This is a genomic window from Mucilaginibacter lutimaris (genome assembly GCF_042676625.1).
GTDB classification, from domain to species: domain Bacteria; phylum Bacteroidota; class Bacteroidia; order Sphingobacteriales; family Sphingobacteriaceae; genus Mucilaginibacter; species Mucilaginibacter lutimaris.
In genome coordinates, this window is sequence record NZ_JBHTIA010000007.1 from 77,181 (window position 1) to 99,238 (window position 22,058).

20 protein-coding genes are annotated in these 22,058 nt (G+C 41.8%); 15 read left to right on the forward strand and 5 right to left on the reverse strand.

What is annotated here, in order from left to right; translation table 11 throughout:
- The first annotated feature begins 53 nt into the window (after nucleotides 1-53).
- From ccsA (ACFQZI_RS10870) to ACFQZI_RS10895, 6 genes are all read left to right on the forward strand, one after another.
- Nucleotides 54-719 carry a cytochrome c biogenesis protein CcsA gene (ccsA, locus tag ACFQZI_RS10870; RefSeq protein ID WP_377142654.1) on the forward strand — a complete coding sequence of 222 codons (666 nt, stop codon included), beginning with the start codon at nucleotides 54-56 and terminating at the stop codon, nucleotides 717-719.
- Nucleotide 720: 1 nt separating this feature from the next.
- The gene (locus ACFQZI_RS10875) at nucleotides 721-921 is read left to right on the forward strand and encodes a CcmD family protein (protein ID WP_377142414.1); all 201 of its coding nucleotides are present in this window, start codon (nucleotides 721-723) and stop codon (nucleotides 919-921) included.
- 156 nt (nucleotides 922-1,077) lie between these two features.
- Nucleotides 1,078-2,514, forward strand: coding sequence for a Glu/Leu/Phe/Val family dehydrogenase (locus ACFQZI_RS10880; protein ID WP_377142416.1), 1,437 nt, complete (start codon nucleotides 1,078-1,080; stop codon nucleotides 2,512-2,514).
- 256 nt (nucleotides 2,515-2,770) lie between these two features.
- A complete protein-coding gene (locus ACFQZI_RS10885; RefSeq protein WP_377142418.1) occupies nucleotides 2,771-4,417 on the forward strand; it encodes a sensor histidine kinase in 1,647 nt (548 codons plus the stop codon).
- Nucleotides 4,410-5,099: a response regulator transcription factor gene (locus ACFQZI_RS10890; RefSeq protein ID WP_377142420.1), complete on the forward strand. Its 690-nt coding sequence runs from the start codon at nucleotides 4,410-4,412 to the stop codon at nucleotides 5,097-5,099. The genes ACFQZI_RS10885 and ACFQZI_RS10890 overlap by 8 nt, the downstream gene beginning before the upstream one ends.
- 112 nt (nucleotides 5,100-5,211) lie before the next feature.
- A complete protein-coding gene (locus ACFQZI_RS10895; RefSeq protein ID WP_377142422.1) occupies nucleotides 5,212-5,937 on the forward strand; it encodes a hypothetical protein in 726 nt (241 codons plus the stop codon).
- A 37-nt stretch (nucleotides 5,938-5,974) separates the two neighbouring features.
- Here ACFQZI_RS10895 and ACFQZI_RS10900 read toward each other — a convergent pair whose 3' ends face one another.
- Nucleotides 5,975-6,613 (reverse strand): NAD(P)-dependent oxidoreductase, encoded by a 639-nt coding sequence (locus ACFQZI_RS10900; protein ID WP_377142424.1) that lies wholly within the window; start codon nucleotides 6,611-6,613, stop codon nucleotides 5,975-5,977.
- 311 nt (nucleotides 6,614-6,924) lie between these two features.
- On the opposite strand from ACFQZI_RS10900, the gene ACFQZI_RS10905 reads away from it, so the two are divergent.
- From ACFQZI_RS10905 to ACFQZI_RS10925, 5 genes are all read left to right on the forward strand, one after another.
- Nucleotides 6,925-7,338: a cytochrome c maturation protein CcmE domain-containing protein gene (locus ACFQZI_RS10905; protein ID WP_377142426.1), complete on the forward strand. Its 414-nt coding sequence runs from the start codon at nucleotides 6,925-6,927 to the stop codon at nucleotides 7,336-7,338.
- Between the two features lie 9 nt (nucleotides 7,339-7,347).
- Nucleotides 7,348-9,813: a cytochrome c biogenesis protein CcsA gene (ccsA, locus tag ACFQZI_RS10910; RefSeq protein WP_377142429.1), complete on the forward strand. Its 2,466-nt coding sequence runs from the start codon at nucleotides 7,348-7,350 to the stop codon at nucleotides 9,811-9,813.
- Between the two features lie 196 nt (nucleotides 9,814-10,009).
- Nucleotides 10,010-10,705, forward strand: coding sequence for a Clp protease N-terminal domain-containing protein (locus ACFQZI_RS10915; protein ID WP_377142431.1), 696 nt, complete (start codon nucleotides 10,010-10,012; stop codon nucleotides 10,703-10,705).
- The gene (locus ACFQZI_RS10920; RefSeq protein WP_377142433.1) at nucleotides 10,705-11,184 is read left to right on the forward strand and encodes a hypothetical protein; all 480 of its coding nucleotides are present in this window, start codon (nucleotides 10,705-10,707) and stop codon (nucleotides 11,182-11,184) included. Before ACFQZI_RS10915 ends, ACFQZI_RS10920 begins: the two co-directional genes overlap by 1 nt.
- Nucleotides 11,185-11,287: 103 nt before the next feature.
- Nucleotides 11,288-11,773, forward strand: coding sequence for a hypothetical protein (locus tag ACFQZI_RS10925; RefSeq protein WP_377142435.1), 486 nt, complete (start codon nucleotides 11,288-11,290; stop codon nucleotides 11,771-11,773).
- Nucleotides 11,774-12,094: 321 nt separating this feature from the next.
- Here ACFQZI_RS10925 and ACFQZI_RS10930 read toward each other — a convergent pair whose 3' ends face one another.
- The gene (locus tag ACFQZI_RS10930) at nucleotides 12,095-12,622 is read right to left on the reverse strand and encodes a DUF892 family protein (protein WP_377142437.1); all 528 of its coding nucleotides are present in this window, start codon (nucleotides 12,620-12,622) and stop codon (nucleotides 12,095-12,097) included.
- A gap of 244 nt (nucleotides 12,623-12,866) precedes the next feature.
- Between ACFQZI_RS10930 and mutS the strand changes: the two genes are divergently transcribed.
- Together mutS and ACFQZI_RS10940 are read left to right on the forward strand one after the other, a co-directional pair.
- Nucleotides 12,867-15,476 carry a DNA mismatch repair protein MutS gene (mutS, locus tag ACFQZI_RS10935; protein WP_377142439.1) on the forward strand — a complete coding sequence of 870 codons (2,610 nt, stop codon included), beginning with the start codon at nucleotides 12,867-12,869 and terminating at the stop codon, nucleotides 15,474-15,476.
- A 72-nt stretch (nucleotides 15,477-15,548) separates the two neighbouring features.
- On the forward strand, nucleotides 15,549-16,115 hold the full coding sequence (locus ACFQZI_RS10940; RefSeq protein ID WP_377142441.1) for a C40 family peptidase: 567 nt from the start codon (nucleotides 15,549-15,551) through the stop codon (nucleotides 16,113-16,115).
- Here ACFQZI_RS10940 and ACFQZI_RS10945 read toward each other — a convergent pair.
- The gene (locus ACFQZI_RS10945; protein WP_377142443.1) at nucleotides 16,112-16,849 is read right to left on the reverse strand and encodes a TMEM175 family protein; all 738 of its coding nucleotides are present in this window, start codon (nucleotides 16,847-16,849) and stop codon (nucleotides 16,112-16,114) included. The two genes, ACFQZI_RS10940 and ACFQZI_RS10945, sit on opposite strands and share 4 nt — an antisense overlap.
- 32 nt (nucleotides 16,850-16,881) lie before the next feature.
- Between ACFQZI_RS10945 and ACFQZI_RS10950 the strand changes: the two genes are divergently transcribed.
- On the forward strand, nucleotides 16,882-17,004 hold the full coding sequence (locus ACFQZI_RS10950; protein WP_377142445.1) for a hypothetical protein: 123 nt from the start codon (nucleotides 16,882-16,884) through the stop codon (nucleotides 17,002-17,004).
- Here the strand turns inward: ACFQZI_RS10950 and ACFQZI_RS10955 are convergent, their stop codons facing one another.
- Together ACFQZI_RS10955 and ACFQZI_RS10960 are read right to left on the reverse strand one after the other, a co-directional pair.
- The gene (locus ACFQZI_RS10955) at nucleotides 17,005-18,909 is read right to left on the reverse strand and encodes a DUF3857 domain-containing protein (RefSeq protein ID WP_377142447.1); all 1,905 of its coding nucleotides are present in this window, start codon (nucleotides 18,907-18,909) and stop codon (nucleotides 17,005-17,007) included.
- A complete protein-coding gene (locus ACFQZI_RS10960; RefSeq protein WP_377142449.1) occupies nucleotides 18,909-20,879 on the reverse strand; it encodes a DUF3857 domain-containing protein in 1,971 nt (656 codons plus the stop codon). Before ACFQZI_RS10960 ends, ACFQZI_RS10955 begins: the two co-directional genes overlap by 1 nt.
- A gap of 120 nt (nucleotides 20,880-20,999) precedes the next feature.
- Between ACFQZI_RS10960 and ACFQZI_RS10965 the strand changes: the two genes are divergently transcribed.
- Complete coding sequence (locus tag ACFQZI_RS10965) at nucleotides 21,000-22,016, forward strand: exonuclease domain-containing protein (RefSeq protein WP_377142451.1); 1,017 nt, start codon at nucleotides 21,000-21,002, stop codon at nucleotides 22,014-22,016.
- Nucleotides 22,017-22,058 lie beyond the last annotated feature (42 nt).

The window sequence follows — 22,058 nt, forward strand, 5'->3', positions numbered from 1 at the left end:
TAAATCAAAACATGTTATTAGTACATTTGCGGCACAATTTAGATATGAGATTTATTTATCAAACCTGGTGGAAGGTATTAGCCGTTGTAATTATATTTTACACGCTTATTGCCGGTTTCCTGCTTGGCGTGCCAAGGTTAGAGATACTGCACGAAACTATTCGCAATACATACTTCCACGTGCCCATGTGGATAGCCATGTTCACGGTATTCACCATCTCGGTAGTTTATAGCATTAAATATTTACAAACAGGTAAAGAAGAGCACGATCTGATAGCTGTTGAGGCAGCAAATACGGGGATATTTTTTTTTATTTTGGGCTTGATTACCGGCATGCTTTGGGCCAAATATACCTGGGGCGAGTATTGGAGTAACGATCCTAAGCAAAACAGCGCCGCCATAGCTTTCCTGCTTTATTGTGCCTACTTGGTGTTGCGTAACTCGATAGATGAGGAGCAGAAGCGCGCCAAGATCTCGGCTATTTATAACATTTTCGCCTTCCCGGTCATGATCGTGCTGATTATGGTACTACCCCGTATGACAGATTCGCTGCACCCCGGCAATGGCGGTAACCCTGCATTTGGTAAGCTGGATATGGATAACCGTATGCGTATAGTATTATATCCCGCTTTTATCGCCTGGGCTTTAATTGCGGTTTGGATAGCCACCATCCGCTACCGTATCCGTTTAATAGAATATAAAAAGAACGCTATCAACTAACATGAAAAAACTTACTTCCCTGATATTAATGCTGTTGTGTTTTGTAGCTGTGCAAGCGCAGGATGTTGAAATGGCCGATAAAATGCGCAGCGAAGGCAAAATATATGTGGTTATAGGCACCATTGTAATTGTTTTTGCCGGCCTGGCTGTTTACCTGTTTACTATTGACAGAAGATTAAAAAAAATCGAGAAAGAAAATTAAATCAAAAGCTTGCCTGTGCTGTTTAAACACACATCAGGCACGTTTTTACACGGTGGGTAAGCCATACACTAACTTTTAAAATTTGCATTATTGATAAAAAATATACCAAATTTGTGCACTTTTTTAAGGAATTAATTATTTATCCAATTCTAAATTATGAATATCAATAATCCGACCGCAGATCAGGATACTCACTTTTTTGGTGACGTATGTAAGAACTTCGATCATGCGGCGCAGTTCACCCAGCACGATGCCGGTTTGTTAGACCAGATCAAATCATGCAATAGTGTTTACCGTTTCCGTTTCCCGATACGCAAAGGCAATGGCTTTGAAGTTATAGATGCCTGGCGTGTAGAACACTCGCACCACCAATCGCCAACGAAAGGCGGTATCCGCTACAGCGAAATGGTGAACGAAGATGAGGTAATGGCCCTTGCCGCCCTCATGACCTACAAATGTGCCATTGTAAACGTACCCTTTGGCGGCGCAAAAGGAGGTATTAAGATAAACCCGAAAAACTATACCGTTAGCGAGTTGGAAAATATTACCCGCCGCTATACTGTAGAACTTATTAAGAAGAACTTTATTGGCCCCAGCATTGACGTGCCTGCACCTGACTATGGTTCGGGCGAGCGCGAAATGGGCTGGATAGCTGATACATACGCTACCATGAACCCTGGCCAGCTTGATGCTTTAGGCGCGGTTACAGGTAAACCAATTTCGTTACACGGTATTGCAGGCCGCCGCGAGGCTACCGGCCGCGGTGTGGCTATAGCCGTGCGCGAATGTGTTAGCGTTGGCGAGGATATGCAGAAGCTTGGTTTAACCGCAGGCTTATCAGGCAAAAAAATAATTGTACAGGGTTTGGGTAACGTGGGTTACTACTCTGCCAAATTTTTATCAGAGTTTGGTGGCATCATTGTTGGCCTTTGCGAATTTGAGGGCGCTATTTACAACGAGGATGGACTTGATGTAGAAGCTGTATTCCAGCACCGTAAATCAACCGGGTCTATTTTAGGTTACGCCGGCGCAAAACAGGAATTTAAAAACACGATGGACGGCCTTGAGCAACCATGCGATATTTTAGTACCTGCCGCTTTAGAGAACCAGATAACCGCGCAAAACATTGGCAGTATTAAAGCAAAAATTATTGCCGAAGGCGCAAACGGCCCAACATCGCCCGAGGCTGAAGAGGCGTTTTATAAAGCAGGCGGTATGATCATCCCTGATATGTATGCTAACGCGGGTGGTGTTACTGTATCATACTTTGAGTGGTTAAAAAACCTAAGCCACGTTGCATTTGGCCGTATTAACCGCAGGTTCGAAGAAAACTCAAACCTGAACCTGGTTAACATGGTAGAAGGTATTACAGGCGTGCCGTTAACCCCTATACAGCGTGCAACCATTGTTAAAGGTGCATCTGAGTTAGAGCTGGTGAACTCCGGTTTGGAAGATACCATGATCCGCTCTTACCACGAGATCCGCGAGATATACAAAAGCAACCCGGCCATTGGCACACTGCGTAATGCAGCCATGGTAGGCGCTATCAACAAAATAGCGGTATCATACCAAAACCTTGGCGTTTGGCCGTGATCAGAGAATGGTGAATGGAGATTAGAGATTAATTTCCGTTTCAATAATAGTAAAAGAGCGCCTGATGAAGGCGCTCTTTTATTGTTTAACAGTTATTGTCACTACAATCAATATATAGCGGCAATTTTACACTGCGCCATTACTCGTATTGTTATCTGTTTTTCCTACCCATCCTTATTTTACGTTAACGAATGTTAACAGATACCGCCGCTTGTGTTTGGGGAGATTACTTTTATCTTAAGCAACACAAACAACCATGAAAACCAAATTTAAGATCGTATTATTATTAGCAGCCGTAGCGCTAACGGGTATAATCCTGTTCCAGGCGTACTGGAGTTTCAACGCCTTTAAATTAAATAAACAACGTTTTGATGATGATATAGACCTTGTGATGCAGCGTGCGCTGGATAGCTGCAAAAAGGACTATTTCGACTCGATAAGAGTAGTGTTAGTGAAAAGGTTGTCAGCACCCGGTATTACAATTAAACTGGATACTATCCCAAGCTGGGATACCGCTCACCGGGTGGTGTATATCAGCGTTAAAAGTAAGGGCAACGGTGTCGACAAGCCATTTAATACCACTTTGCCCGTTCTTGATTTTTATCGTAAGCAAATTGGGCACCCGGTACCGCTGCCCGAACTGATAACCGAAATGTCGTTCTACCAGCCGCAGCTTTTAAACCAGGTAATGCTAATATTAGAGATGGATGATATTAATATAAAATTAAGCGGATTGTTCGCTTATATGAGAGCACATCCAAATCTATCCGCCGACTCTTTAAACAAACTTAAAAATGAGGAAGATAAAAAGCCGTTAAACGTGGGGGTATACGAATTGCCAAAGAACTTTAGGCAAGCGGACAGCGTAAAATTTTACAAATATTACCGCGCCGAACTCAATAAAATACACCCAAAATCAAATTTCGAACTCAAGATATCAACACAACACATACCTGCATCTTCCAACGATATACATCACGTTAAAGAACTGCAGTATAGCGAAACGCAGGAATATCTTTATAAATACCACGGCTTTTCGTTTGTACAAGATAACCACAATAACGAACTGTTTGTGCGTGCAGTTTTTGACCGGGCACAGGTAGGCGTTTTAAAAGAAATGATATTGCCGCTGTTGCTATCAGGTTTATTAATATTGTTTACCATATTTTGCTTTTATTATATTATCAGGATCATCATTACCCAAAAAAGGCTTACCGAACTTAAGGATGATTTTATTAATAATATGACCCATGAACTGAAAACGCCAATTGCCACCATAACTGTTGCTATTGAAGGCCTGCAAAAATTCAATGGTTTAAACGACCCTGAGAAAACACAACGCTACCTCCAAACATCGCGCAACGAATTGGCAAGGCTTAATGACCTGGTGGGTAAAGTGCTTAATGTAGCCGCGTTTGAGAGTAAGGAAGTGGCGTTAAACAGAGAGAAAATAAACGTTGATGACCTGATCAATGAATTGATTAATGCCGAAAAGCATAAAACAGAAAAAGCAATAAACATCACTTATAATAACACATCCAACATAACAACGCTTGAGGCGGATAAGATGCACTTTAGGAACGTGCTGGCCAATATCATCGATAACGCTGTGAAGTATTCAAAAGAGCCGGTAGATATCAAAATAGATGTTAGACGGGATAATGCTAACGCCGTGTTTACTATAAAAGATAATGGCATTGGTATCCCTGCGGAACATATTGACCATATTTTCGATAAATTTTACCGTGTACCCGCAGGTAACGTGCACAATGTAAAAGGTACAGGTTTAGGGCTTAATTATGTTAAATATATAGTACGGGCACATGGCGGCAGCGTAAGCGTAAAAAGCGAATTAGGTAGGGGCAGCGAATTTGTGATTATTATACCTTTGAAAAATGAATAAAGTGAGTGTTTTATTAGCCGAAGACGAACTTGCTCTTGCGCATATTGTGCGCGAAAGCCTGGAAGTAAGCGGCTTTGAAGTGATATTATGCGCCAATGGCGAACAGGCCCTGCAAAAGTATAATCACAAAAAGCCGGATATTTTGGCCTTGGATGTGATGATGCCTAAAATGGACGGTTTTGAAGTGGCAAAGCGCATTCGCCAGGCGGATAAGCTAACACCTATAATTTTTTTAACCGCAAAGTCGCAACCCAAGGATGTGGTTGCCGGGTTTGAAAGCGGTGCTAACGATTACTTAAAGAAGCCTTTTAGTGTTGAAGAATTGATTATTAGAATAAGAGTACTTTTAAGCGCCAACAGGCTGCTGGAAAGACCTAAAACTATCAACAAAGATTATCGCATAAGCGAATTGATCTTTAGTTCGGCTAAGAATACCCTGCAACTGGGCACAAACATTTGGCCTATAACTGCACGCGAAAGTGATATTTTAAAAATGCTTTGCCAAAACAGGCATGAAGTAATAGCCCGTAAAGAGTTGCTAAAAAATATTTGGGGTGATGACAGTTTTTTTAACGCCCGCAGCCTCGACGTGTTTATTACCAAACTGCGCCGCCACTTGCAAGCTGACCCTAATATCCAGATCATCAATATAAGAGGGGTGGGGTATAAGTTGGTTTGGTGATATGGTTCTGAGAAAAGAGCGCCTGATGAAGGCGCTCTTTTCTTGTTTAATACTTACGTTCCTAAGATAATAGAACTGATATTTATATTATCTTGATACCAAATTTACCCCGATGCCTAAATCTCTGTTTTGCTTTTTTATCGTCCTTATCTTTGCCTGTAAACAAAAAGATACAAGTGCGAAAAAAGGTATTAAATCTACAAGAATATATAAAAAAGAGTTGCTTGTTAAAGCACAGCTTACCCCAAAAGTTATTGATACAATATGGGATGTAACAAAGGGAATTGTAGATGGCCGCAAATTCACCCTTCAACGTAGCCAGGAAATTGGCTTATGTGTTTTTGATTCAAAAAATGATACGGTATTTGTAGATTCATCGTACAATAGTGGTGCAAAATTTATAGATTTTAATAAAGACGGCTATCAGGATATATGGATAACCCGTTCAGAAAATGTGCCCGGGGTGAGGGGCTTATTGCTTTATGACAAGGCGGTTAAAACATTTAAGGAGGTTGTTGGCTTTGATGCTTTCCCGGCACCAGAGCCCATACCAGGCACCAAATATTACTATTCTTACCACCGCAGTGGTTGCGCCGACATGAACTGGTCGAGCGACTTATTTTACATTGATAATTTTAAACCTGTAAAAATTGGTACTATAAACGGGTATGAATGTGGCGACGATGGAATTAAAGATGGAGTTTATATTTACAAAAAGCGCGGTGAAAATGAAACCTTGATACGCCGGCTACCCATAAAAACCATTGATAATTATAAAGAATATAAATGGGGATTTATCAAGAGTTACTGGTACAGGAACTACAAACTCTTTAAATAGTAACAGAGCGCCTTTTTTGCGCTCTGTTGTTATATAATTACTTATCAGCAATAAAAGGCGCTTGCTTTATAAACTCCGTACTATTTAATTGCGCAATCATAAACAGCGCCAGATTATTGGCACTAATACCGTTGCCGGGGCAATCAGTTAAGCTAACTTTTATCTTGCTTACGTTATCTATTTGGTGGATGAGGGGCAGGCGTACCATAGTCCAATTGATATGGCTATTGGCTAATAGCTGGTATTCTGCCTGCCGGTCTTTGGTGGTTGATGGAAAGTTTTCGTACATCCACCTGGTTCCGAATTGCGTTGTTTCGCTCTTTTGGTCGAATGGAGTATCTACGTTCAACCCGGCGATAGTAATATAACGGCTAATGTGTTGAGCTTCCATCGCTTTAATGATATTGCGGGTAGCATCACTAAAAATAGTTGGCTCTCCTGCTGGCTGACTAAGGCAACTTAGCACCACATCGCAGCCTTGCAGCAAGGTATGTATGGCCTCGTAGTCGCGTGCATCGCCTTTGATAATTTCTATAAGCGGATCGCTTAGCTCAAGCGTTTCTGGCTTGCGGTGCAATAGTTTAATGCGAAACTTTTGTTTCAATAATTGCTTCAGCAGGAATTTACCTGCCTTGCCTGTGCCGCCGATAAGGGCGACAGTATGTATAGTTTTCATTTGTCCTCTTAAAAAATGTAAAGTAATAGATGGTTCGTGCCGGATAGGATGGCACAAAAGATACACTGCCTATGAAGGCATTGTAAGAAGCAGAATATTTATAAAGAGATTTTAATAGGGCTAAGATAGAGATTAGTTAATTAGAGATTAGTTGAAAATCAAAACAAAGTTTGCAGATAAGCATTACTCTCTAACCTCTACTCTCTAACCTTATCCATAATAATTCTAAATAACATATATCCCTTGTAATAAACTTATTTAGCTTTGCGTTTTGTATTTTTGCAATTGTAATCCATTGTAAATATCGATCAATGAAGAAAAGCTCTATTATAGGTATTGTTGTTATCGCAATCGCTATCGCGGTTATTATCAGCACCTACTCAAATACAAGTACTTACGGTTCTTTTAATGATGCAAAAACTACCAAAAGCGAATTGCATGTGGTTGGCCGTTTAAATAAAACCAAAGAGTTGTTTTATGATGCCACTAAAGATGCTAATTACTTCTCTTTTTACATGAAAGACAACAAAGGGGAGGAGTGCAAGGTTATTTATAATGGCACTAAGCCACAGGATTTTGAGCGTTCGGAGCAAATTGTACTTACCGGCAAGATGACCGGCGGCGAATTTCACGCTTCTAAGATTTTAATGAAATGCCCGTCTAAATACCAGGACAACAAACTTAATGTTACCGAAGTGAGCGCTAAAAAGAGCGCCAGCATATAATCAATTTTAATGGATACAGTTTTTAAAGGCGAGCACCTGTTACCCGGGCAGCTGGGCCAGTTTTTTGTCGTACTTGCATTTGGTGCAGCCTTTTTTTCATTTATCTGTTATTTCTTTGCCACGCAGGAAACTGTTGCCAAGAGCGATAACTCATGGTTACGCCTTGGCCGTATAGGTTATATGCTGAACACCGTTGCTATAATAGGCATGGGTGTTTGCCTTTTCTATATTCTCTACAATCATTATTTCGAATATCATTACGCGTGGTCGTACACATCAAAAGACCTGCCTACCTACTATCTTATCTCGGGCTTTTGGAACGGGCAGGAGGGTGGCTTTTTGCTGTGGATGTTTTGGGAAGCCGTGTTAGGCAACATCCTTATCTGGAAGGCAAAATCATGGGAAAAACCTGTCATGACAACGCTTGCCTTATCGCAGGTGGTGTTGGGTACTATGATATTGGGTTTGCAAATTGGCAGCGCGCACATTGGCAGTTCGCCGTTTATGCTGCTGCGTAACTCTGGTATCGAAGGGCCTATCTTCCAGAACCCTAATTACCTTTCGTTTATAAAAGACGGTAAGGGCATGAACCCTTCGTTGCAAAATTACTGGATGATCATCCACCCGCCAACACTGTTTTTGGGTTCGGCATCGTTAGTTGTGCCATTTGCCTACGCGGTGGCCGGCTTATGGCAAAAGCGTTTCAAAGAGTGGGTACAGCCTGCTATCCCTTATGCCTTATTCTCTTGTATGGTGCTGGGCACAGGTGTTATCATGGGTTCGTTTTGGGCTTATGAGTCGTTAAACTTTGGTGGCTTTTGGGCTTGGGACCCGGTAGAGAACGCTTCTATCTTCCCCTGGTTAATTTTGGTTGCCGCTGTACACGTACTTATTGTATTTAAAAACACGGGCCACTCATACTTTACCGCTACGTTTTTAACGTTGGTGGCTTTTGTGATGGTTTGGTATTCATCATTCCTGGCCAGGAGCGGGGTGCTGGGCGAATCGTCCGTACACGCCTTTACCGATCTTGGCCTGTTCTGGCAGTTGGTTATCGGCCTCTTCGTTTTCCTGGGTATCACCTTTTACCTGCTTATCTCGCGCTTTAAGGAAATGCCTATAACCAAGCAGGATGAAGAAACTTACTCGCGCGAGTTCTGGATGTTTGTGGGGGCTATATTCCTTGGCTTGTCTTGTTTCCACCTGGTAATTGTAACATCGGTACCTGTCTGGAACCTGATGTTTGGCACAAAGCTGGCCCCGCCTACTGATCCTGTTAAACATTATAACGTTATCCAGGCGTCGTTCGCGGTCATCATTGCTTTGCTAAGCGGCTTCGCGCAGTTCCTTAAATATAAAAAGACCGATACCACCCGCTTCTTTATTACCACGCTGGTGTATCTTGGGTTTGCCGCGCTCATAACCGCGTTGATTGTTTACGCTACGGGCTTTTACAAACTGAATGTTGTGTTCATTATTGTAATGTTATGCTCAGTTTACACCATTGTTGGCAACGGTAAAATATTGGCCGATGCTATAAAAGGCAAATTTAAGCTTGCGGGTTCGGCTGTGGCGCACATTGGTTTTGGCCTGCTGCTGGTAGGCGGCCTAATATCTGCGGGTACAAAAAAGGTGGTATCAGAAAACCTTACGGGCGAGCAATACAGCGCTGAGTTTGCCAAAGACGAAAACCCTAAAGAGAACATTCTGCTTTATAAGAACGAGCCGCTAAAAATGGGCGAATACATGGTAACCTTTACCGGCGATACCATTGAGGGCGCAAGCCACTTCTTTAATATTGATTATAAACGAATTAAGGATGGTAAGCAAACCGAAGCCTTTACCTTAAGGCCTAATGTGATACAGGCGCAGGGCGGCATGTCCTCAACGCCGGATACCAAGCATTACCTGTTTCATGACCTGTACACCCATATCACCATGACTAACGTGATCACCACCGGGCCAAAGGAGGAAGAGGCACAGCATGGCGACGAACACGATGAGAAGGAATACGACGCCCCTGTAGCGCACGAGATAGCCATTGGCGATACCATGAGTTACCGCGACGGTGTGATTGTTTTAAAAGGCTTAAACAGAAACGTTAAGCTCCAAAATATCCCTATTACCGATAAAGATGTTGCCGTTGGCGCGCAGCTGGAAATTATAACACATGGTAAAAAATACCAAAGCGAGCCGGTGTACATGATAAAAGGCCGTGCCGTATTCGATTTCGGTAAAAAAGTAGAGGACGCGGGTTTAAAATTGCGTTTCACTAAAATCATTCCCGGCCAAACCCTGGCAGATGGCAAGGTAGAGATAACCGTTTACCAACAGCCGGAAAGCAAAAAGAAATTCATTGTGATGAAAGCCATCGAGTTCCCATACATCAACTTCCTGTGGGCAGGTACCATTATTATGATCATCGGCTTTTTTATGTCGATTTTGAGAAGGAATAAAGAGATGAAAACCGTTTAAGTTCAAGCACTAACTAACGGGAATTTTTACAAAGCCATAGAGTTTACTCTGTGGCTTTTACATATCTACCTCGTTATTGAGGCACGAAGCAACCCCTACACGAGCAGGGCAGCGCTTTCTTCACAGCAAAAATAATTCATCGTCATTAACTGAAATTTGACGACATGAATTAATTATAATTTTTATATTTACAAATATGGAAGCCAAATTCACACCTACTGTTAAGGATATTATACAGTATTCAAGAGAAGAAGCACTTCGTATTGGAAACGATTACATTGGAGTTGAACACCTGTTATTAGGTATTCTTAGAGATGATAACGTCAAAAACTCAGCTTTACAAGTACTTAGATTTTCAAATATAAATTTAAAGGAGTTAAAGAATAAAATATCTAAAAAGCTGATTGAGTTAAATTACAACGAAAAAACTACTCTTAGCGTTCCTTTGACAAAGCAAGCCGAAAAGGTTTTAAAGCTTACTTACCTCGAAGCTAAAATAAATTCAAGTTCATCAATTACCAGCGTTCACTTGCTACTGTCGATTTTACGTGATGAAGATAATTTTGCAGCGGAAACTCTAATCAATTATGAGCTCACTTATAGCACATTACAAACCCTATTAAATCAAAATGAATATTTCTCCAATTTGCAAATCGAGGAGGGAACTGATTTTGACGTTAAAAGTAAAGAGACTTATAAAGTAAATAACGTGTATGTAAATGAGTGTTTAGATACTGCTCCAGTTAGCTTGATTTTTGATACTTCAGAATTTTCTCACGTTGAAATTAAGGAGATGATTTCTTTACTATCTGATTTGTATTCAAATATTTCTGGTGATTACTTAAAAATTTCGGGAATGAACCAGTTTGATAAAACATTATTTTTAGCGTAATGTATCAGGAAGACGAAAATCAAGAAACGAAATCCTACGTTAAAATTGATGTAGAAGGCTCAAATCCGCAGATTTGGTCGAAGATGAAGTCTAAACTTACAGACTTGATTATGGATGCGCTTGAGTTTAACATAAACGTGAAAACAGGTGCAAGTTTAAAAGATGAAATTGGGCGAGCATCGTCAAATTTAATCGAATTTGCAAATGCTAAACTTGAAAAACCGTCGATTGAAAACCATAAAATGCTCGCTGAGATTGAGAACATTTTAGCTGAAAAGGCTAAGCAAATAGCCGAAGCGAGAAAACTACATGCAGAGGCCGAAGAGAAAGAATTTGAACTTTTTGTTAAAAAATTCAAATTTGCACTTGGATGCGCTAAAGCATTTGCTATACAAAGTAAAGACCAAGAGTTTTTGGTTTTTACAAAAAATGTAGAAGAATTAACTTTTATTTTTCAAGAAAATAAAGCCCTCGAATAACGTTAGCACATATTCCTGAGATTGAATTTGCTCACGTGCTTATTATAAATATTTGTACCTAACAGCATTGCCAATAACACATTCCAAAAGATTATCTTAATTGATGAACTTTAATCAGCCATCACAAGCCAATTCTAAGCCAAGCTTTAAAGTAATTAAGATCATTCACCTGGCCTTGCTTGCCGGGCAATGCCTGTTCGCTGTTGTAACTATATTCCTAAACAATACCAGAAATGGTTTTGATACCTCAAAAGACAAAGAGTTTCTGTTAATCGCGATAGTATTAACTGTAGGCGGATTTTTTGTAGGTAATTTACTTTATAAACAGGTATCGGGCGTTTCAGCTAAAAAAGCGACCTTCGCAGAGAAGTTCACAACTTACCAATCAGCGCTGATCATCCGGTATGCGCTTTTAGAAGGGCCGTCGCTGTTCTGTATCGTTTGCTATTTTCTGACAGCTAATTTGATATTCCTGCTAATTTCCGGTGCTATCATCATATACTTTATTACACTAAAGCCTAAAGCAGATACAATTGCCGAAGATCTAAATCTTTCTTATGAGGAAAAGGCAGGGTTAGAGGATAGCTAACAGATAGCGGTAAAGCATAAATTAAAGCTCTAAAATCTCAAATGTAAACCTCATTCAGTACTAATCTATATCAAAAAGGCCCAAATCCAAAATCGTAATTCTAAAATCTAAAATCAGGTGTCCCATTCTGTCCCATTTTTTAACAAGTGAGACACTTTGCGTAATTTATTTAAATATTTGTGGTATAGTTATATAGCTATACTAATGTGTATTGAAACTTTAACTAAAACAAATTTTAGTAAATTCATAAATAACTGATTATAAATTAGTTATTGTTGTGTTCCGGGGTGCGTCATAAATAGTGGGACACCCCGTAAACCGCTATGCTAAATACTCGGTACTGATCATGTCATATAGTTCCTTATTGTCTTTAGCCATGTCCAGGTTTTGTTTTAAAAGGATCCCAAGTTCGCGATTACGCATAGTGCCGGCCATTTCAAAGAGGTTGTTATAGGAAACTATCTCCATACCCTCAAGCACCTTTAAATGATAAAGGATTATAAAGTCCGATTCAGAATCAGTCAGGCCCGGCTGTTTACTGGCCCGGTAAGCCTCAACCAAATATGCTTTTAACCCTAAGCAGTGGCTGGGTTTGTGTTCTTCGTTCAGTAGGGCAAAAACGCTTTTCAACCGCGCAACTTGTTCCTTAACTTCGTCTACACTTTCCAATATCGCGTTTTTGAGGTTTTTGAAACTGGCACTGTTGGCAACAATGGGTAAATTGTCTACCAGGTATTCTTTAATACAATAAATATTGTCAAGGCTGTTCAAGAAAACTTTTCTGATTGACTGCTCATTCATCAAACGGTGACTATCAAGCACCCGCATTTGGGAGGTAGCGGCTTTCATATTAACGTATTGTAGTGATTAAAAGAGTGATAATGATACAACTATGTGTATTCCAAAAAGTTTTAAAAGTTGAATAAAAGTTAACTTTTAAAACATAGCGGGTGTTCAATTAGAAGTATTTTAACTAATATTATCTGTTCAGTTAATTTAGCTTACACTGTTCACATTGATATAACTTTTCCACAATTCCCTTATTCCGGAGGCAATCGATTAATTTAGCAGATTATTAAAACCATACATAAACTTGGCTAAGAGCGAAACCAAAGAAACCCCTTTAATGCAGCAATACAACGCCATAAAGGCTAAGTATCCCGGTGCTTTGCTGCTGTTTCGCGTGGGCGATTTTTACGAAACCTTTGGCGCCGATGCCATCAAAGCCTCGGGTATTTTGGGTATTACATTAACCCGCCGGGCCAATGGTGCCGCCTCGCATATAGAGCTGGCCGGTTTTCCGCACCATTCACTGGATACTTACCTGTCTAAACTGGTGCGTGCAGGCCAGCGTGTTGCCATTTGCGACCAGCTGGAAGACCCAAAATCGGTTAAAGGCATAGTTAAACGCGGTGTTACCGAACTGGTTACCCCCGGCGTTGCCACCAGCGATAACATCCTGCAGCAAAAAAGCAATAACTACCTGGCTTCGTTATATTTCGAGAAGAATTCGATAGGTATCGCCCTGATAGATATTTCCACAGGCGAGTTCCTTACCGCCCAGGGCAATACCGGTTATATCGATAAACTTTTGCAAAGCTATGCGCCAAGCGAGGTGATCTTTCCACGCAGCCGCCAGCATGATTTTAAAGATACCTACGGCGACCGCTATTACACCTACACGCTCGACGATTGGCCTTACAGTGGCGATTACGCGTACGAAACCTTGTTGAAGCATTTCGGTGTAAAATCGCTTAAGGGTTTTGGTATCGAGAAACTTAATTTAGGCATTGTTGCTGCCGGTGTGGCGCTGCACTACCTCAACGAAACCGAACATCGCAACCTGCAACATGTTTCGGCCATTGGCAGGATAGAAGAAGACAGGTACCTTTGGCTGGATAGGTTCAGCATCCGTAACCTTGAACTGGTGGGCTCATCGAACGAGAATGCCTTTACTTTGGTTGATGTGTTAGACCATACCTGCTCGCCCATGGGGGCACGTATGCTGCGCCGTTGGATAGTGATGCCGCTGAAAGAAATCAAGCCCATACAAGATCGCCTTGGCGTGGTGGAGTACCTGATACAACAGGAGGAATTGCGCGAAACCCTGCAAAACCAGATCCGCCAGATTGGAGACCTGGAACGGCTGATCTCTAAGATCGGACTGCAAAAAGCGAACCCGCGCGAGGTTTGTCAGCTTAAGAAAGCTTTGGTAGCTATCGAGAGCATTAAAAAGCTTACGATGGAGTCGGCAAGTGAGCCAATGAGGGCTATTGGCGAGCAGCTAAACCCCTGTACATCCATTTGCGAAAAAATAGCCCGCGAGCTGCACCCCGAGCCACCTGTAATGATGGTTAAAGGTTCGGTAATGAATGAGGGCATTAACGAGGAACTGGACCGCCTGCGCAAAATAGCTTTTGGCGGTAAAGGGTATCTATTAGAGATTCAGAAGCGCGAGGCAGAAGCAACGGGCATTCCATCGTTAAAAGTATCGTTCAATAATGTGTTTGGGTACTACCTGGAGGTTACGCACAGTCACCGCGACAAAGTACCAACGGATTGGATCCGTAAGCAAACGCTGGTAAATGCCGAACGCTACATTACCCCCGAACTGAAAGAATACGAGGAGCAAATTTTAGGTGCCGAAGAAAAGATACTGGTTTTGGAAACCAAGCTTTACAACGACCTGTTATATGCCCTTGCCGAGTATATCAAACCCATCCAGCTAAACGCTATCCTGATAGCCCGTTTGGATGTTCTGCTTAATTTTGCTACCATATCCATCAAAAACTACTACGTTAAACCGGATGTAAACGATAGTAAGGTTTTAGACATAAAAGGCGGCCGCCACCCGGTTATAGAAAAGAACCTGCCGCTTGGCGAAGAATATATCACCAATGATGTTTTTCTCGATTCGGATTCGCAGCAGATCATAATCATTACGGGACCAAACATGGCGGGTAAGTCGGCGTTGTTAAGGCAAACAGGCCTGATCGTTTTGATGGCGCAAATGGGTTGTTTTGTGCCCGCCAAAGCAGCATCTGTGGGTTTGGTAGATAAGATCTTCACCCGTGTCGGCGCGTCGGATAACCTGTCGTCGGGAGAATCTACCTTTATGGTGGAGATGAACGAGACGGCCAGTATCCTCAATAACCTCAGCGACCGCAGTTTGATACTTTTGGATGAGATAGGCCGCGGTACTTCAACGTACGACGGGATCTCTATTGCCTGGTCGATAGGTGAGTACCTGCATAACCATCCAACAGCAAGGGCAAAAACGTTATTTGCAACGCACTACCACGAATTAAATGAGTTAAGCAATAGCTTTAACCGCATCAAAAATTATAATGTGTCGGTTAAGGAGGTTGGGCAGCAGGTCATTTTCCTGCGCAAGCTGGTGCCGGGTGGCAGCGAGCATAGTTTCGGGATCCATGTGGCCAAGTTGGCCGGTATGCCGCAAAAGGTATTGAGCCGTGCCAACGAGATATTAAAGAAACTGGAGAACGAACGCACTGGCGGTGAGCACATCAAAGAGAGCATCCGCAAGGTGCAAAAGCAGGCCGTGCAAATGCAAATGTTCTCAATAGATGACCCGGTGCTGGTGAAAATCCGCGACACACTGAATAACCTCGACGTAAATACCCTAACCCCGGTAGAAGCTTTGATGAAGCTGGATGAGATACAAAGGGTTATAAAGGGATAGGATAGATGGTCGTGTTGATATGTTTATAAATCCCACTTGCAACGTTTGTATTTCGCAAGATATCTTTAGTATATGCTAATACTTCGCCATTCGCGCCTTTTACTGTTTTTTGCTGCTGCTATACTGCTATCTGCCTGTCATTCTAAGAAATTAACAGTAAAAAATGGCGACCCAAGCACTATGGTTAAGCCAGACAAGGACATAGCTGAGAAGTATGCGACCCTGATGGGGGTAGACCGCGGTGATATCCAAAACGGGCGGCTATACAGTTTTATTGATGAATGGTATGGCACTGCTTACCGGTTTGGAGGTTTGGATAAAAATGGTATAGACTGTTCTGGCCTGGCCCTTTTGTTAGAACAGCAAGTTTACGGCATTACCCTGCCACGAATGACAAGTAAACAAGTGCAGGTAATTAAACGCAAATACGAGGAAGAATTAAAAGAAGGCGACCTTGTGTTTTTTGACTTCGACGGTAAACAGTTTAGCCATGTAGGCGTGTACCTCCAAAACGGATACTTTGTACATGCAAGTACCCGCAAAGGGGTAATGGTAGCCCGCCTGCATGATAACGGCATCTATAAGTTCTTCTCGCGTGGCGGGTCGATAATTGAGCCTACTTCGGCGCAGGTAGATTAGTCGATGGGTGGTACATCTTTTACAAGTTGCTTTTTCCTTGAGCTAAATAATCTTGCTATCAGCGGCATATCGTCATTTGCCGACGGGTAATATTTTTTGCGGATGCGGGATATGATGATGCCCCAAACAATAAAGCCAAAGCCATAAAGTTCGGGTTTTACACCGTAATACAGGCATGCAGACAGATAAGCAAATAATATCGGTAAAGAAACATAGTTTACCCGTTGAGCTTTCCATTGCAGGTTTTTTTCAATCTCGGCAGGGTAGTAGCAAATTTCATGAGCATGTCGCACAAGGTAACCGGCAAGCAGCGTTTGCGACAACATACTCAGGCCAATTACAATAAAATAAACCATTAAGCCAATGGCATTAGATGGGCTTAGGGTCCCCGTCATGATAGATACCGCGAATGGAAATAATGATATGAAGAACAGGAAAACGAGGTTGTAAACTATTAACGTGGTAGTGTAGTCTTTTAAATAACTAAATAGCTTTAAATGCTTGGCCCAAAACATCCCTACAAAAAAGAAAGCCGTAATGTACCCCAATAACTTAGGGATCAGTTCTAAAAAAGCCTCCCTGATCTTTTCGCTCCCGGCATGGCGCAGGCCTTCAGGTAATTTAATCTCCAGCACCATAATGGTGATGATAATAGCGAAAACCGCATCGCTGAACAGGATCACGCGCTCCAGCTGAAACTCCCGTTTAATTTCCTCTTCTTCTTTAATATTCATTGCTAAAATATAATTTCATAATTTTGTGCCAAATGCCTGATCAAAAAAACGACTACTCTTTCTGGACTAAATATAAGCGTTACGCAGGTAATGAAATACTCTTATATATTATCATGATAGTTGGTATCATCCTCGGTATCATCATCTTCAGTTAATTAGTTTTTTACCAAAACCATGTTATAATTGTCGGCATCAGCAATCTCCTGGTAAAACTTTACCAGATCTGAGTAGGTATCTTTGCTGTAGGTGCCATCGGTAAGTTCAACCATGCGTTTAACGGTTAGCTTTCCATCAGCAAAAACGGTACTCATCTTAAATTTGCCAAATGCCTTGCTCATGTTTACATTCAGCGGCTCCATATCCGGTTTATATCCGGCGGGCAGGGTGTAAATTATTTCATCTTCATCTGTATAGCCCCGGTTAATATATACCGGGGTAGTACGATTACGTATATCCCGAATGCTGCTGCTGCGGTTTAACGGGTTGATTGAAAAGTATAGCTTACCATTATCCCGAGATGCAAATTCGTTGGCGTTAAATACAAGGTTTTCGGTTGCCACAGGCATTTGTTTTTTATCCTGTTTAATTTCCAGTTTCTCTACGTTAAGGTTGTTAATATGCCCATACATCTTTTGAATGGACTTTATTTGTTCTTTTAAGGGCTCATCAACAAGGCTTTCGGGGTTATCATATTGTGTGCCTTTGTAAATAGTTGTTATAGTTCCGCTAAGTTCGCCGTCTGGCGCTATTACCAAATTGGCTTTACGGGTTTGCAGGTTATCGGCAGCGGTATATTTTGGCGTATGCAGTAGTTTGCCGCCCTCGGGGGTGCAGGCCAGTACGGTGCGGTCATCGGTAAAGTCGCCTAAAAAGCCAAACGGGATCTTTTGATTGGTGCACTCTAAAAACGTAGTATCGTTTTTTATAGGCAGGCAAAGTATAACATGGTTACCCTGGCCCATGCTTGCAAAATCATCTATCAAGCTAATTTTGGCATTATCGCCTTCAACAACGCAATACCACGATTCTATATCCACAGCCTTTAACAGTGCCTGGGTGTAGTTCACCAGCGCTTTACAATCGCCATAGCTAAGCCTGTCTACATCGCTGGCCAGGAATGGCTGGTAGCCCCCAATACCCACCTGTACGCTTATGTAGCGGGTTTTACCCTGCATATACTCATAGATCTTTTTAGCCTTTTGCTTTACATCGGTAATGCCGTTAGTAATATCTTTTATTTGTGCTATGGTAGCCGGCGGGAGGGTTTGCCTGTTTGCCAGCAGTTTCTCATAATTCCAGCGGCCAAGTTCGTTCCAGTTGGTAAAACTGCCGGCGATGCCCGAGTAAACAAAATCTTTAGGGGCAATTTTTACTGTGCTTAAATAGGTGTCCTTAATAGGGCTGTAAGGTTCGTTACGCACGGCTTTAAGGTTGTTTAGTTGCCAGGTGTAAGTTTTAAGCCCATCTTTAGTAGTGCCGGCTACCATTTTGGCAGGCATGTTTATTTCTTTATACCGTATTGTAAAATTGGGTTTGCAGGCAAACGTGTAGGAGCTTTTCTCTACAGCAAGGCCCGGGTATGGGTTAGGTTTCCAATCGCGAAAGTTTAGGGTTTGCTTTGATTTAAGATCGTATTCATACTCAATGGTATAAGGATATGAACCTATCGACGGGATATAGTGCTTAACCCGCGAATCTTCAAACAGCGAAAAATCATTTGAAGCATCCTGGTCCTCAAAATTCTTTTCAGAAAATTTACTAATTAGCTTGCCAAATTCATCATAAACAGTACCCTTAATACCCTTAATTACATTACTTCTATCGTACCATACGGCTATGTGTGCAAGGTCGTCGCCATTTTTATTTAATACGGTTATAGCGGTTTTAATATGGTACAACGTATTGCCGCCATCAACCTGAGTGTAAACGGATTGATCGCGTATTACGGCGCTTGCATAGGGAAGCAGTTCTTTGGGTATTTTGCTTACCTCGTAGTTTACCTGTGCATTGGCTAATATGGTCGCGCATAATAAAACCAATAAAATAAAAACCTTCTTCATCACTTTTTCCTGATCACTATCTCGGTTTTTTCCGACGCGATTATTTTGTTGTACAATTCTTTTAGGTATGGATATTCTTCGGGCGCGTAAACAGATTTGTTGAACTGTATCACATTTGAATAAGTAAATACATTATCCGCGCCATTAAACTCTGTTAAAAATTTGCCCCCGTTATTAGGCAAGGCAATACCACCCGCTTGTGGCGAGCTTTCAATTGCATAGCCGGCCGGCAACCGCATAGATAATGTGTACCTGTCGTTTGATGATACGCCCCAATCTACAGGGTAGGCGCGCTCCTGTAATTTAAATGGGTTAGTAGTATACCTGTTAAACAAAACAGGGTTAAAAGCCAGACGGTTATGATTGAGGTTATCAAATACATCAATTTCAACTTCGTATTGTTCGCCAAGCGGCTTATCAAGGCTATCTACATTGGTGATGTTAGATTTCAGTATCTTTGTCCTAACCAGTTTTTCATCCAGGTTTTCTACGTATTCATCAACGGTGTTAAATTTCTTGATCTCTTTACGTTTATTAAAAGCCGCGTAACCTATTGAATAGGTGGTAATAGTGCCCTTAAGCTTGCCATTGGCCTCTAAAGTAAGGTCTAAATTACTGGTAGTGTTCTGATTTTGTTTTGCAACAAGGTCAATCCAGTACGATGGTTTATCAAGGCTCATTACCCGGCCCTGGTCGTTAAGGCATTTAACCGGCAACATACCAAATGGCAGTAGTGGGTCGGTAGCATCAAGCAGATAAGTTTCGTTGCCTACTGTTGCTTTAGCTATAACGTAATTAAATTCATTTTCTACCGGGTACAGCCTGTTAACCAAACCATTGCCGCGTGTAGATAAAAGTACTGCATCGGTTTTTATGCCTGCCGAATTTAAAGCTGCCGTTAAGGCTAAATTAATATCAGCCACATCGCCCGTATGTTTATCAAGCGCTTTCTTTACGCCATCGCTGCCACGTGAGTAGATCTCATTCCATTTTATATTTTTTTGTATGTACCTGTAAATGGCTACGGCCTTATCCATTTCAGATGTTTTACCTGCAATTACCGGCGCTATGTAGGGGTTAAGCAGGTTCTTTTTTATTTGCGAACCAAAGTATTCGCCGTGTTTAAAGTTATAGTCGATATCCTTCCATTCCTTGGTTTCCTTATTTTTAACACCGGTGTAAGGGTTTGTCCACTCCTCGAGGTTAAAGTAAACTGCCGAAAGGAAGTTTTTTGAAGATGTCATGTAATCTTCTTCAATAAATGCCGGTACATCGGTCATGCCATAGATGAGGTAAGAGCAATCGCATTTAGAGCCGTGGCTGCTAAAGCATTCTTTTTCTACAGTGGCTTTACTATTGGTAAGTTTAAGCGGGCCGCGTATCATGGCGTTAAACGTCCAGAATGCGGGGATGTGTACTTCGTATTGCGAATTTACCTTAGGAATGTCGTCCTGAAACTCCCATGCGGGCAACCTGCCAAAGCCCTGTATTAATTTAGTATAGGTATACTCAACTATACAACCCGGGCGAAGGTTAGGCATCGCGAACTTTACCGTTTTCCAGTATTTGTTTTCCGTTGTGGTGTATATTTTAGATGGTTCCAGTTCGGCGGTTCTTATGGCACCATTCTCATCTGTATAAGTAGTAATACCTTTTATATCAGTAACCTCATCATGTGTGTCATCGCTATCGTAAAATGATACGGTAACAGTACCTTTATCAAAGCTTTTTGTATCCAGTATTTTTATTTTGGTGTGATACTTAAAAAAGATCTTAATATGGTCGTCGGCAGCTATATCAATGCGCGATGAACCAAACTCGTTTAGCACTACGGCATGGGCCGAAGTATCGTTTTTGTAGTTTTTGAGTTGCATTTCTTCAACGGTGAATTTACCGTAAGGGAAATCCTGTGCATAAGCAAGGGTAGTAAAAGAAATGAATACCAGCAGGTTAAGTAAAAATTTATTCATGTAGTTTAGGTTGTAATCAATAGACCTGAAAATATGAATAATTAACCAATATTTTACACCAAAAATAGTGTGCCGATAATTTTAAGAGTTTTACCACCTTTGTAGTACTGATAAGCAAAAATGAAATTACAATTAAAACGGCCTTTGGCCTTTTTCGACCTGGAAACAACCGGTACCAATATAGGTGCCGACCGTATAGTAGAGATATCTGTTATTAAGCTTAACCCCGATGGCAGCGAAGATGTTAAAACCTGGCGTATACACCCGGGCATACCTATCCCGCTGGAGTCGTCATTGGTGCATGGTATTTACGACGAGCATATAAAGGATGAAAAGCGCTTTCATGACCTTGGTCAGGAAATTGCCGACTTTATTCACGACAGCGACCTTGCCGGATATAACTCCAATAAGTTTGACATCCCGATGTTAATGGAAGAGTTTCTACGCGCAGGCGTGCAGTTTGATCTTGACAGCCGCCATTTTGTGGATGTACAAAACATCTTTCACCAGATGGAGCAGCGTACGCTGAAAGCAGCTTACCAGTTTTATTGCGATAAGCAGATTGTAAACGCGCACTCGGCAGAGGCTGATACCCGCGCCACTATGGAAGTTTTGCTGGCACAGATAGAGCGTTATGAGAACCAGGAATGGGAAGATAAAAAGGGCAATAAAAGTATCCCGGTTGTGGGCGATGTTGAGGCCTTGCATAAATTTACCAACCTTAGCCGTCCGGTTGACTTTGCCGGACGCATGGTTTATAACGAGCAGGGCGAAGAATTGATAAACTTTGGTAAACATAAAGGCAAACGTGTAGAGGATGTATTTAATGTTGAGCCAAGCTATTATTCATGGATGATGCAGGGCGATTTTCCCTTGTACACCAAACGTAAGCTTGAGGAAATATACAAACGTTGGAATGCCAAAAAAGCAGCCGAACGCCAGCAAGCCAGGCCTGCGCAGCAAACCCAGGCACCCGCGCAACAACAACAACAAGCGCCCAGGCCGGCTTTCCAGAACAACAGCCCTAAAAGCAGCCCTCAATTAAACCAGCAACCCTACAAAAAGAAGGAAGAACCGGCAAAACCTGTAGATGATGATATGCTGGCACAGCTGGCCATGAAATTTAAGAAAGGGTAATAAAATTAGAGATTTATGGTTAGAGATTAGTTGACCTAAGTG